Raw genomic sequence first — 12,368 nt, forward strand, 5'->3', positions numbered from 1 at the left:
GTGGGGCGGTGGCGGCGTGGGCCGGGCGGGCAGGGGCTCAGCCCTTGACCGCGCCCGTGAGGCCTCCGACGATGCGGCGCTCGAAGAGGCTGAAGACGATGAGCGCGGGGATCATCGACAGTGACGTGAAGGCGAGCACCTGCGCGGTGTTGACCGAGTGCTCGGAGGCGAAGGCCTGCACCCCCAGCGGGAGGGTGTACTTCGACGGGTCGGTGAGGATGAACAGCGGAACCATGTAGGAGTTCCACGACCCCACGAAGGTGAGGATGCCGGTGGTGACGACACCGGGGGTCGCCAGGGGCACGACGATCCTCCAGAAGAAGCGCATGCGGCCGGCGCCGTCGATCTGGGCGGCCTCCTCGATCTCCTTGGGGATCGCCCGCAGGAAGGGCACGAGGATGATGACGGTCTGCGGCAGGGCGAAGGCGATGCCGGGGATGATGATGCCGGCGAGGGAGTTCATCATCCCCAGGTTGCGGATGAGGATGTACAGGGGTGTGATGGCCACGGTCATGGGGAACATGAGCCCCGCCGCGAACAGCGAGTACAGCCAGTTGCCGCCGGCGAACGGGTAGCGGGCGATGACGAAGCTGACCATGAGGCCGAAGGTGACGGTGCAGACCGTGCCGATGGAGGCGACGATCGTGGAGTTGAGGATCTGCTGCCAGAACCCGGAGGAGGACATGACCGTGAGGTAGTTGTCGAGGATCCACGGGTTCGGCAGCCCAGCGGGGTCGGTCGTCAGCTGGGAGTTGTTGCGGAAGCCTCCCAGCAGGACGAAGGCGACCGGCATGAGCAGGGCGACGACGACGAGGGCGGCGAAGAGGTAGACGGGCCAGGGGCCCCAGGGCAGTGCCTGCCTCCTGCGGTGCGTCGCGGGGACGGGCATGGTGGGTGCGGCGGTGGTGGCGGTCATGAGCTGCTCCCGGTGAGGGCGCCCTCGGTGTCACGGCGGAGGACGAAGCGCTGGTAGGACAGGGCGATGATGAGGGAGATGACGAACAGGACGACGGCGACGGCGTTGCCGTACCCGTAGTTCGAGGACCCGCGTCCGTTGACGACCATGTAGGTCGCCATGGTGGAGGTGCCGGCCGTGGAGGCGATGTACTGGCCCCAGATGATGTAGACGAGGTCGAAGAGCTGCAGCGAGCCGATGATCGACAGGAATCCCCACATGCGCATGGTGGGGCCCAGCAGCGGCAGGGTGATCTTGCGCTGGATCTGCCAGTAGGAGGCGCCGTCGACCTTGGCGGCCTCGGTGAGCTCGTCGGGGATGCCCTGCATGCCGGCGAGGAAGATGATGACGGCGAAGCCGGCGTACTTCCAGGTGAGGATGAACAGGAGGACCGCCAGGCCCGTCCTCGGGTTGGAGATCCAGTCGTTCTGCAGGCCGGCCAGGCCGATCTTGCCGAGCAGGCCGTTGAGCGCGCCGTTGGTCTGGAGGATGAGCCCCCAGGCGGTTCCGGCGATGACCTCGCTGATGACGTAGGGGATGAAGATGAGGACGCGGATGAGCGACTGGCCCTTCATCTTGCGGTTGAGCAGGAGGGCGAGGACGAGCGCGAAGGGGCCCTGCAGGGCGAGCGACCCGACGACGATGACGGCGTTGTGCCCGAGGACGGACAGGAACTCGGGGTCGGTCAGGATCGTCACGTAGTTGTCGAGGCCGACGAAGTTGGTGGGGACGCCGAAGCCCTTCCACTTGAAGAAGCCGTAGTAGGCGGCCATGAGGACCGGCGAGATGACGAAGGTGAGGAAGAGGACGACGGCGGGGGCGGACAGCGCTGTGACCTCGAGGCGGTCGCGCCATGACAGCGCGCGGGGCGACCTGCGCCTGGGGGCCGGGTCGGTGCGGCCGACGGCGGCTGTGGTGGTGGTGGTGGACATGTGGCCTCGTTCGGTGGGTGCCGTCGCCGCTGACCGGTGGGCCGCGACGGGTGGGACGTGGGAGGGCAGGGGGCGGGCGCCCCGCGGGCCGTGGGGGAAGGCTCGCGGTGTCGCGGTGCCGGCTCAGTGCCGGCTCGCGGGCCGCCGCTCCCGGGGGAGGTCTCCTCCCCCGGGAGGCGGACGGGACGGGCGGGGCGTGCCGCCGGGAGGGTCACTCCTTGGCGGCCGCCGAGGTCATCGCGTCGATGATGCCTTGGGCGTCGCCCTGGCCTGCGAGGAGGTCGACGACGGCGACGTTGAGGGCGTTGCCGATGTTGGAGCCGAGGCTGGTGTCGAGCCAGACCTGGGTGTAGGCGGCGCGGTTGTTCGCCTCGATCTGCGGCAGCAGGGCCTCGTCGGTGACGACGTCCTGGGCGTTCATGTTGACAGGGATGGTGTCGAAGGCGTCGGCGTAGGCCTCCTGGTTCTCCTCGCTCATGATGAAGTTGAGGAACTCGACGCACAGCGACTCCGGAGCGGTGGAGGAGCAGGCGTAGCCGTCGACGCCGCCCATGAGCGCGCTCGGGTCGCCCTTGCCGCCCTCGACCTCGGGGAAGGTGAACCAGCGCAGGTCGGGCAGGGGCTCCTCGTCAGGGGTCAGGGAGCCGACGACGCCGACGTTCCAGGTGCCCATGAGCTCCATGGCGGCCTGGTGGTTGGCGAGCAGTCCCGCGGAGGAGCCGGCGCCCTGCTGGGCCGAGGTGGTGAGGAAGCCGTCGTTGAAGGGCTTGGAGGCGGCGAGGTCCGCGAGGTCCTGACCGGCGTCGAGCCAGCACTGGTCGCTGAAGTCGTAGGTGGACAGGCCCGTCGTCAGGGTCTCGTGGGAGCACTCGCGCAGGGCGAAGAAGTAGTACCAGTGGGCGGCCGGCCAGGCGTCCTTGCCGCCGAGGGCGATGGGGGCGACACCGGTGCCCTTGAGGGCCTCGACGGCGGTGCCGAGCTCGTCCATGGTCGTGGGCGCCTCGGTGATGCCGGCGGCGTCGAACAGGTCCTGGGAGTAGAAGATGCCTCCCGGCTGGAAGGAGGTGGGCATGGCGTAGACGCCGTCGTCGATGGTGTAGGCGGCGAAGGCGCCCTCGGGGACGCTGGAGCTGACGTTCTCGTCGAGCTTGTCGGAGATGTCGAGGACGAAGCCGGCCTCGACCATGTCCGCGAGCTTGCCTCCTCCGCGGGCGAGGAAGACGTCGGGGCCCTCCCCGGCGTTCTGCGCGGTCTGGAGCTTGCCGTCGAGGTCCTCGTTCTGGATGGCCTGGACCTCGATGGTCACCCCCTCGTGGCTGGCCATGAAGTCGTCGGCCATCTGCTGCCAGTAGGCGGCGCCGTCACCGGTGGTGGCGTTGTGCCAGACGGTGAGGGTGTTGTCGTCGCCGCCGCCCGCAGCGCCCCCGCAGGCGCCCAGGGCGAGCGAGGCGGTGACCATGGCGGCAGCCGCAAGGGTGCGACGGTAGTTCTGTCGTCTCATCGTTGAAACCTCCCAAGCGGAACCGTTCGATCGGGGCAATCGAAAATGTTTCAGTTCTACGCTCGTGACGTTTAGTATATCCAGAGAGCAAATGGGGTCAAGATCTTCGAAATCCCAGTCGAAATCCGCGCCATACCTCAGTTTCCGCCCCCTTTGCCGCGAACATGAACGTATCGGTCAGACCCACGGCACGACGTCACTTCCACCCCGATGGAAGGGCTCAGACCCCACATGTCCGAAACTCCGTTAGCCTTGGGGCCGACGACAGGCGCAGCGCACGGGAGGCCCTGCCCGTCCCGCACAGCCTGATCGCGCTCCGACCCCAGGAGGACCCCATGGCCCCGCGCCGACGCATCACACTCGACCAGATCGCCGAGGCCGCCGAGGTCTCGCGAGCCACCGTCTCCAAGGCGCTCAACGGACGCGAGGACGTCGCCGAGCTCACCCGTCAGCGCGTCCTGGAGGCGGCCCGCTCCCTCGGCTACGTGCTGCCCCTCTCACCCTCCGGCCGTACCCGGGTGCTCACCGTCGCGCTCGACACCCTGGAGAGCTACTACGTCAACCGGGTCCTCGCCGGGGTGCTCAGCGCCGCCCACGACCACGGCACGGTCGTCGACGTCCGCATCTTCCCCGACCACGAGGAGTCGCGCTCCGCCACCTGGGTCCAGCGCGTGGTCGAGGCGGGCCACCTCGGGCTCATCACCGTCACCCGCGAGCTCAGCCCGGACCAGCACCGGGTCATCCGTGCCGCGAGCCTGCCCGTCATCGCCCTGGACCCCCTGCAGGAGGAGGACAGCGACGTCCCGACGATCTCCTCCGCGAACTGGAACGGCGGCATGCGCGCCACCGGCCACCTCATCGCCCTGGGGCACCGGCGCATCGGCTTCGCCGCGGGGCCGGCCAGCTCCCTGCCGGCCCGCGAGCGCGAGATGGGCTACCGCTCGGCGGTGCTGGAGGCGGGCCTCGGCATCGACGAGCGCCTCATCGGCGGTGACGGCTACACCTACGCCTCCGGCCTCGAGGCCGCCTCGGCGATGCTCGCGCTGCCGCCGGCGCAGCGTCCGACGGCGATCATGGCCGTGTGCGACGTCGTCGCCATGGGTGTGTACGAGGCGGCCCGGCGCGCAGGGCTGTCGGTGCCCGAGGACCTGTCCGTCGTCGGCTACGACGACACCTTCCTCGCCGAGTGCGCCGCACCCCCGCTCACCACCATCCACCAGGCCCTCGAGACCATGGGCGCCCGGGCGGTGGAGGCGGTCCACGACCTCGCGGCGGGATCGGCCCGGACGATCGGCTCCGTGCAGATCCCCACCTACCTGGTCGAGCGGGCCTCGGCAGCGCCGCCGCGCACCGCATGACGGCGATTTCGAAACGCATCGAGATTGCTCGTTGACTTACCTACGATCCCAGAAGGGCGCCGGAGAGACCGCGGAGGACCCATGAGCGAGCCCAGCCAGCCGCAGCGCGCTGTCACGCTGGCCGACGTCGCGGCCCAGGCGGGTGTCTCCAAGGCCGCCGCCTCCAAGGCCCTCAACAACCGTGACGACGTCTCCGCCTCCACCCGCGCCCGTGTGCTCGCCGCAGCCACTGCCCTCGGCTACACCAAGCCACCGCGCACCGGCCCGCTCCCCTGCAGACCATCGCCCTCGTCCTGGCGGACCTGCGCTCCGTCTACGGCCTCGAGATCATCAACGGCGCCACCACCGCCGCCATGGGCACCGGTACCTCCATCGCCGTCAGCCGCCGCCAGAGGGAGGACGAGGGCACCGACCTCGCGCCGCTGAGCCCGTCCTGGTTCACCCAGATGCGCTCACGCGGGTGCATCGGCTGCGTCGTCGCGACGGTCGAGCTGTCGGCCGCCCAGGTGGCCGCCGCCCGCCACGAGGGCATCCCGATCGTCGTCATCGACCCCCTCGGCCCCGTCCACGAGGGGACCGTCTCCATCGGGGCGACGAACTGGAACGGCGGCGTCCAGGCCACCGAGCACCTGGTCAACCTCGGCCACGAGCGCATCGCCGTCATCAATGGCGTCCCCACCTCCGTGCCCGCGCAGGAGCGGCTGAGGGGGATCCTGACGGCGATGCGCGCCCACGGGATCACGCTGGGCAAGCGCCTGGTCCACACCGGCGCCTACGTCTACGAGACCGGCTTCGCCGGTGCCGTCCGGTGGTTCTCCCTGCCGCCCGGGCAGCGCCCCACGGCTGTTCTCGCTGGATCGGACGTCTGCGCCATGGGCGTGTACGAGGCGGCTCGCCGCGCGGGGCTGCGCGTGCCCGAGGACGTGAGCGTCGTCGGCTTCGACGACTCCGCGATCGCCTCCTGGGCCTCCCCCAGGCTCACCACCGTGCGTCAGCCGCTGGCACGCATGGGCGCCGAGGCCGTGAGGACGATCGTCGAGCACCGCTCCGGCCGCCCTCTGGTCACCGCCGTCCCCATGCGCATCGAGACCACGCTCATCGAGCGCGACTCGACCGCGCCGCCGGCCGCGGCCTAGCACGCGTGGAGGGCGGTGCCGCTGGTGGCACCGCCCTCCACGTCGTTCCGGGCCCGGGGCCCGTCAGGTCACTTGCCCACTCCGGCCGTCAGGCCTGCGACCATCTGCCTGCGCCCGAAGGTGTAGGCGACGATGAGGGGCAGGGCGCTGAGCACGACGGCGGCGAGGATGGCCGGGGTGTCGGAGCTGAAGGAGCCCTGGAAGTTCCACAGTGACAGCGGCAGCACGCGCTTGTTGGCGCTCTGCGTGAGGATGAGGGGGAAGAGGAACCCGTTCCACACGTTGAGGGCGTCGTAGATGCCCACGGTGACGAGGGCCGGCTTGCACAGCGGGGCGGCCAGGCGCCACATCATCTGCCAGTCCGTCGCGCCGTCGACCTTCATCGACTCGAAGAGCTCCTTGGGGACGTCACGCAGGAAGTTCGTGAGGATGAGCACCGAGATCGGGATGGCGAAGGCGATGGAGGGCAGGATGATCGCCCAGAGGGAGTCGTACAGACCCATCTGGACGATGAGGTAGTAGACCGGCACGATCGTCGCCTGGATCGGGATCGCGATGCCCAGCAGGAACATCGAGAAGATCCGGTCCGAGAACCGCGTGCGGCTGCGGACGATGACGTACGAGGCCATGAAGGCGATGACCAGGACCGCTGCGACGGTCGCGACCGTCACGAGGACCGAGTTCGCGAAGTACATCCAGAAGTCGTTCTCGAAGACCGTGATGTAGGCGCGCAGTGTCGGGTTGCTGGGCAGCGCGAGCGGGTTCTCGACGTAGTAGTCCGCCTGCGAGCGCAGCGACGTGACGATGATGTAGTAGATCGGGATGATCGCGACCAGGAGCCACAGCCAGCCGAGGAGGCCGCCGAGGACGTTGGGGCGCTGCCCGCCCTGTTTCTTGAGCATCAGTTCGCCCCCTCCATCGTCGACTCCATCTTGGAGGAGCCTGAGAGCTTGTTGAGCAGGTAGGAGATCGTCAGCCCCACCACCACGAGCAGCACGCCGAGCACGGCGGCGCCGCCCATGTTGTAGGAGCGGAACCCGGTGAGGTACATGTCGAGGGCGAGCACACGGGTGGCGTTGCCCGGGCCCCCGGCGGTCATGACGAAGATGAGGTCGAAGTAGGTCAGCGACCCGACGATCATGAGCGTCGAGGAGGTGACGATGGTGTTGCGCAGCTGCGGCAGGGTGATGTGCCAGAAGGTCTGCCACCGGTTGGCGCCGTCGATCATGGCGGCCTCGTTGATGGAGACGGGGATCTGGCGCGCAGCGCCCTGGTAGAGCAGCGAGTGGAAGGGCACGAAGCACCACGCGATGACGAACATCACCGTGTAGTAGGCCAGTGTCGGGTTGCCGAGGAAGTCCTGTGAGAGCAGGTCGAGGCCGAAGGCCCGCGACATCCCGAAGTTCGGGTCCAGCAGCGCGTTGAAGGCGATGCCGACCGCCGTCGCCGAGAACAGCAGCGGCAGGAAGTACAGGACGGACAGGACGTTGCGGTACCTCTCCTTGCCCGCCATGAACACTCCGAGCAGGAGCGAGATCGGCGTCTGGATGAGCCAGCACAGGAGGGTCATTCCGAGCGTGAGCAGGATTCCGTGCTGGGTGACGTCGTTGCCCAGCATCGTCCTCCAGTTGTCCAGCCCGGTGAAGCGCAGGGCCCCGAGGCCGTCCCAGCTCATGAAGGACAGGACGAAGACCCCGATGAGGGGGACGAGGGCGAACACGCCGAAGAAGAGCAGCGCCGGTGCCGCGATCCAGGGGCTGGGGCCCGTGCGCAGCCTCTTGCCCTCCTTGGCGGGGACGGTGGTGCTCATGCCAGGGTCGCGTTCATCTTCTCGACGAACTCCTGCGGCGTCTGGGACAGAAGGAAGATCTGGGACAGGTTGGTGAGCAGCTCCTGCGCCTGGGCGGAGGGCAGCGCCTGGTCCCAGGACATCTGGAAGTGCCCGGCGTTCTTGGCCAGGTTGTAGCCGAAGGTGAGGTAGTCCTCGAACTCGGATCCCTTGATGGCCTCCTCGGCGTTGAGCGCGCCCGGGATGAGGCCCTGCTCGACGCACTTGGCGACATAGGCGTCGGTCAGCATCTCCTCGTTGAGATAGGCGATGGCGGCCTGGCGCGCCTCCTCACTGGCCGAGCTGGTCACGGACCAGTAGTTGGCCGGGTTGCCCGTGACGTTGGACGGGTCCCCCTTGCCACCCGCCACGGTCGGGAAGGTGGTGTAGCCGAGGTTGCCGGAGGCGACCATGTCCGGGGCGTCCGCGAGGAAGTTGGAGTAGACCCAGGAGCCCTGCAGCACCATGGCGGCCTTGCCCGTGTGGACCAGGGCGAGGTCGGCGTTCGAGTCCGCGTCCACACTGCCGTAGGTGTCGCCAAGGCCCCCGGCCCTGACCATGTCCTGGATCTTGGTCAGGGCCTCGGTGAAGGCGGGGTCGGACCAGGCGCCCGCCTCACCGGCGAGCACGCGGTTGAAGACCTCCGGGCCGCCGATGCGGTCCGTGAGGTACTGGATCCACATGAGGTAGGGCCACTGGGAGGCGCCGGCCTCGGCGAAGGGGATGTAGCCCGCGGCCGTGAAGACGGGGATGAGGGCCATGAGCTCGTCCCAGGTGGTCGGGGGCTCGGCGCCTGCGGCGGCGAAGACCTCCTTGTTGTAGTAGATGAGCACCGGCTGGGTGTTGTTGTTCGGCAGGGCGTAGACCTTGCCGTCCACCTTGCCGATCTCGAGCAGGGAGGGGATGAGGCGCTCCTGCGCGGCGGCCGTGAGGTCGGTGAGGTCGATGACCTGGTCGTTGCTCACGTAGTCGACCAGTGTCCCTCCGGCCCAGCTGTAGAGCAGGGTGGGGGCGTTGCCGGAGCCGACGGCGGTACGGATCTTCTCCTTGTAGGCGTCGTTGGCGAAGACCTCGTAGGTGATCTGCTGGTCGGCGTGGGCCTCGTTCCAGCGGTCGAAGGAGTCGCGCATCGTCATCTCGGAGCCGCCGGTGAGGAACCAGACGGTGGCACCGTCGGCGGAGGCGCCACCACCGGGACGGGTCCCGCCGCCGCAGGCGGCGAGGGTGGCGGCCAGGCCGGTGGCCAGCAGACCGCCGATGGCGTGGCGGCGGGTGAGCATGATGCGGGAAGCGTGCGAAGACATGGGAACCTCTCTTCTTGTGCCGGGCCCTGCCCGGGTGTCGACGACCGTGTCGAAACAGCCTCAGCGTCATTGCTGAGCCGATCACAAGATGCTACTCATGAAGGCGGTGCGCCCGCAGGCATTTGACAGCCCCGTACAACAAAACGACCAGAGTGAGGTCACAGCCTGCGTCCCGGCACAGCCTTCACTTACTCGCGCGAGACAACAAGGACTCCCCCGTGCCCCGTTTCGACCTGTCCCCCGACCAGCTCGAGGTCTTCAACCCCGAGGTCCCCGAGCCCACGGACCTCGACGCCTTCTGGGCCCGCACCCTGGACGAGAGCCCCGCCGACCCCGGCTCCGTCACCACCGCGGCGGTGGACACCCCCCTGTGCACGGTGACGGTGCACGACGTCACCTTCACCGGCTACGCCGGCGACCCGGTGCGCGCGTGGCTCATCCTCCCCGCCACCGGCACCGACGACGCCCCGCTGCCCACCGTCGTCGAGTACCTTGGCATGGGCGGCGGACGCGGCCTGCCCCACGACCACCTCACCTGGGCCAGCGCCGGCTACGCGCACCTCGTCGTCGACACCCGCGGCCAGGGCTCCCACTGGGGCTCCGGCGGCGACACGCCCGACCCCCACGGGCACGGCCCCGCCACCGCGGGCTTCGCCACGCACGGCATCGAGGACCCGGAGCACTACCTGTACCGGCGCCTGTTCGTCGACGCCCACCACGCCGTCGTGTCCGCCGCCGCGCTGCCCCGGGTCGACGCCAGCCGCATCGCCGTCACCGGCGGCTCGCAGGGAGGCGCGCTCGCCATCGCGGCCGTCGCGCTGGGCGCCCCGGCCGTCGCCGCCATGCCGGACGTGCCCTTCCTCGCCAACATCCCCCGCGCCGTCGGCATGACCGCCGAGCCGCCCTACGCGGACATCGTCACCTACCTGTCCGTGCACCGCGACGCCGTCGACCAGGTCCTGCGCACGCTGTCCTACTTCGACGTCGCCGCCCTCGCCCGCCGCGCCCGCGTGCCCGCCCTGTTCTCCACCGCGCTCATGGACATGGTCTGCCCGCCGTCGACGGTGTTCACGGCCCGCAACAAGTGGGGGGAGATGGCGCCCGACGGCGAGCGCCCCGACCTGCCGCAGGTACGCGTCTACCCCTTCAACGGGCACGAGGGCGGCGAGTCCTACCAGTGGCGGGAGAAGGTCGCCTGGCTCGACGCTCTCCTGGGGCGCTGAGCCCACCGCCGAAGACCCTTCACTGAGAGCCGGCCCCGGACACTGGCGCGCTCGGGTCCCGGCTCACTCAGGCGTATACCTCACGGCCGCGCTCATCGGCGACACCGCTGTGGCGCAGGAAGTAGGTGCACACCTGGTCCCGCCACTCGGTGGCGTTGCGCTCCTGGGCCTCCCAGCGCCGGTCGATGTCCTCGCGCACGGCGAGCGGCACCTGATCGCGCACACTCTGCCAGCGGCGACGCATGGCACGCACCTGCTCCACGCCGTCGAAGTGGGTGTCGTAGATCCGCTGGATGAGGGTGGTGCCGGACTCGGGCAGCACCTGGGTGTACGGCAGGTGGTGGAAGAACAGAAGCAGGCGCTCGGGGCAGGTCTCAAGACTTCGGTAGCGCTCGGCGAGCGCCGGCGGGTACTGCTCGGTGTAGCCCGAGCCCGTCGGTGTGCGGTCCACACCCACCCCGTCACGGTCCGCGAAGTGGTAGGTACCCCAGGGCGAGTACTCGTAGCCATCGATGCTGGGCCCGTAGTGGCCTCCGGGGGTGACCATGAAGCCGACGCCGAGCGGCGAGGTGTAGTCCTCATAGGCACCGCGTGAGGCCATGAGGATCTCGCTGAGCCCGGCGGTCAGGGTATCGTCCCCCGCGAAGGAGGCAGCCGCCCACTCCCGGGCGAGGGTCTCGCTGTCGGCGTCCAGGTCCCAGGTGAGGCGCCCGTAGCCGTAGAGGTTGGCCTGGGAGAAGGTGTTGCCGGTCCAGCTCGGCTCACGGCCCACGTTGGCGACGGCGACGAGGGCAGCGGCTCGGCGCACGAGGTCCTCGTGCAGGCGGGTGCCGTGGTCCCCGGCGACGTCGAGGTCAAGGACTTCTCTCCAGGCGGTGGGCAGAAAGTACGTGTCCCACGCGTGTCCCGTGTACTCCTGGGTGACCTGCAGCTCGAGGGCGACACGGGTGTCCCGCAGCCCCAGCAGGAGCGGGGAGACCGGCTCGCGGACCTGGAAGTCGATGGGACCGTTCTTGACCTGGAGGATGACGTTACCGGCGAAGCGTCCGTCAAGGGGCATGAAGTGGTCGTAGGCGGCACGGGCCCGGTCAAGGGTGCGGTCGCGCCAGTCCTGACGGTGGTTGTAGACGAAGCAGCGCCACATGAGCACGCCGTCGTGGGGCGCGAGGACCTGAGCGAGGAGGTTGGCGCCGTCGGCGTGGTCGCGGCCGTAGGCGAAGGGCCCGGGCTGCCCCTCGGAGTCGGCCTTGACGACGAGCCCTCCCAGGTCCGGCACCGCCTGGTAGAGGCGCTCGACGGCCTGCGCCCACCAGGCTTGGACGTCCGGGTCCAGCGGGTCGCAGGTGCCAAGCCCGCCGAGCAGCATCGGTGAGGCGAAGCTGACGCTCAGGAAGACGGTGACGTGGTGGGGTCTGAGGATGTCGGCGATGCGGGCGACGTGGTGCAGGCGCTCGGTGAGGAGCGTGGCCTCGTGGGCGTGGACGTTGACGTTGTTGACGCTGACGGCGTTGATGCCGAGCGAGGCGAGCAGGAGCCCGTAGTCGTCGATCCTTCCGGTGTCCTCAGTGAGCTCACCGGCCTCCCAGAAGATCGAGTCGCCGGCGTAGCCGCGCTCGACGGTGCCCATGACGGGGTGGCGGACCATGTTGTCCCAGTGGTTGAGCATCCGCAGGCTCAGGTCCGGGGAGGTGGAGGCGGCCGCGTCGGCTCCCAGCAGGGCATCGGGCCCGACGACGAGCAGCCGCAGCAGGCCGTACATCGCACCGGCGCCGTCGGCACCGACCACGGCCATGTCCCCGGTCGCGGTGCGCACGAGGACATAGCCCTCAGCGCCCGGGCGGTGGTCCTCGAGCGCCGTGCGGGCGAGGAGGACGAGGTCCTCGGGGACGAGGGTGGCGACGTCGTTGGCGGTCGCGGCCTCAGAAGCGGTCATGACGGCCAGGAGGCGCCGGCCGGTCGGGGTGCCGGCAGCAGCAGGCGCGCTGGCGGCGACGCGTCTCCAGTCATCGACGGCCTGGAGGACAAGAGGGTCGTCTCCGGCGGCGAGGGGTTGGTAGGTGCCGAGCCACGGCTTGGTGGAGGGCTCGAGCCACAGGGGTGAGCTCGTGGCGAAGGGGGCGGTGCTCATGAC

At 69.5% G+C, this 12,368-nt stretch carries 10 protein-coding genes and 1 pseudogene; 4 read left to right on the forward strand and 7 right to left on the reverse strand.

Annotated features, from left to right (window positions below):
* Window positions 1-37 precede the first annotated feature (37 nt).
* From H6X67_RS03230 to H6X67_RS03240, 3 genes are all read right to left on the reverse strand, one after another.
* Window positions 38-916, reverse strand: coding sequence for a carbohydrate ABC transporter permease (locus tag H6X67_RS03230; protein ID WP_249369968.1), 879 nt, complete (start codon window positions 914-916; stop codon window positions 38-40).
* Complete coding sequence (locus H6X67_RS11775; RefSeq protein WP_249369966.1) at window positions 913-1,887, reverse strand: carbohydrate ABC transporter permease; 975 nt, start codon at window positions 1,885-1,887, stop codon at window positions 913-915. The genes H6X67_RS03230 and H6X67_RS11775 overlap by 4 nt, the downstream gene beginning before the upstream one ends.
* A gap of 211 nt (window positions 1,888-2,098) precedes the next feature.
* Window positions 2,099-3,388 (reverse strand): ABC transporter substrate-binding protein, encoded by a 1,290-nt coding sequence (locus tag H6X67_RS03240; RefSeq protein ID WP_249367511.1) that lies wholly within the window; start codon window positions 3,386-3,388, stop codon window positions 2,099-2,101.
* Window positions 3,389-3,723: 335 nt separating this feature from the next.
* Here H6X67_RS03240 and H6X67_RS03245 point away from each other — a divergent pair, with 335 nt between their 5' ends.
* The 3 genes and pseudogenes from H6X67_RS03245 (at window position 3,724) to H6X67_RS03255 (ending at window position 5,882) form a co-directional block, all read left to right on the forward strand.
* Complete coding sequence (locus H6X67_RS03245; protein ID WP_249367510.1) at window positions 3,724-4,746, forward strand: LacI family DNA-binding transcriptional regulator; 1,023 nt, start codon at window positions 3,724-3,726, stop codon at window positions 4,744-4,746.
* Window positions 4,747-4,827: 81 nt separating this feature from the next.
* Window positions 4,828-4,980: pseudogene (locus tag H6X67_RS11780) on the forward strand (LacI family DNA-binding transcriptional regulator); the annotation flags it as partial.
* Window positions 4,981-5,027: 47 nt separating this feature from the next.
* Complete coding sequence (locus tag H6X67_RS03255) at window positions 5,028-5,882, forward strand: substrate-binding domain-containing protein (RefSeq protein WP_311765826.1); 855 nt, start codon at window positions 5,028-5,030, stop codon at window positions 5,880-5,882.
* Window positions 5,883-5,950: 68 nt separating this feature from the next.
* Here H6X67_RS03255 and H6X67_RS03260 read toward each other — a convergent pair whose 3' ends face one another.
* From H6X67_RS03260 to H6X67_RS03270, 3 genes are read right to left on the reverse strand one after another with little or no spacing between them, the layout of a single operon-like run.
* A complete protein-coding gene (locus H6X67_RS03260; RefSeq protein ID WP_249367508.1) occupies window positions 5,951-6,784 on the reverse strand; it encodes a carbohydrate ABC transporter permease in 834 nt (277 codons plus the stop codon).
* The gene (locus H6X67_RS03265; RefSeq protein ID WP_249367507.1) at window positions 6,784-7,692 is read right to left on the reverse strand and encodes a carbohydrate ABC transporter permease; all 909 of its coding nucleotides are present in this window, start codon (window positions 7,690-7,692) and stop codon (window positions 6,784-6,786) included. Before H6X67_RS03265 ends, H6X67_RS03260 begins: the two co-directional genes overlap by 1 nt.
* Entirely contained in the window at window positions 7,689-9,014 is a 1,326-nt protein-coding gene (locus H6X67_RS03270; protein WP_249367506.1) for an extracellular solute-binding protein, read from the reverse strand. The genes H6X67_RS03265 and H6X67_RS03270 overlap by 4 nt, the downstream gene beginning before the upstream one ends.
* A gap of 218 nt (window positions 9,015-9,232) precedes the next feature.
* On the opposite strand from H6X67_RS03270, the gene H6X67_RS03275 reads away from it, so the two are divergent.
* Window positions 9,233-10,237, forward strand: coding sequence for an acetylxylan esterase (locus tag H6X67_RS03275; protein WP_249367505.1), 1,005 nt, complete (start codon window positions 9,233-9,235; stop codon window positions 10,235-10,237).
* A gap of 67 nt (window positions 10,238-10,304) precedes the next feature.
* Here H6X67_RS03275 and H6X67_RS03280 read toward each other — a convergent pair whose 3' ends face one another.
* Window positions 10,305-12,365, reverse strand: a complete 2,061-nt coding sequence (locus H6X67_RS03280; protein ID WP_249367504.1) for a hypothetical protein — start codon at window positions 12,363-12,365, stop codon at window positions 10,305-10,307.
* Window positions 12,366-12,368 lie beyond the last annotated feature (3 nt).

It is taken from the genome of Actinomyces sp. AC-20-1 (assembly GCF_023369555.1).
GTDB lineage: Bacteria > Actinomycetota > Actinomycetes > Actinomycetales > Actinomycetaceae > Actinomyces.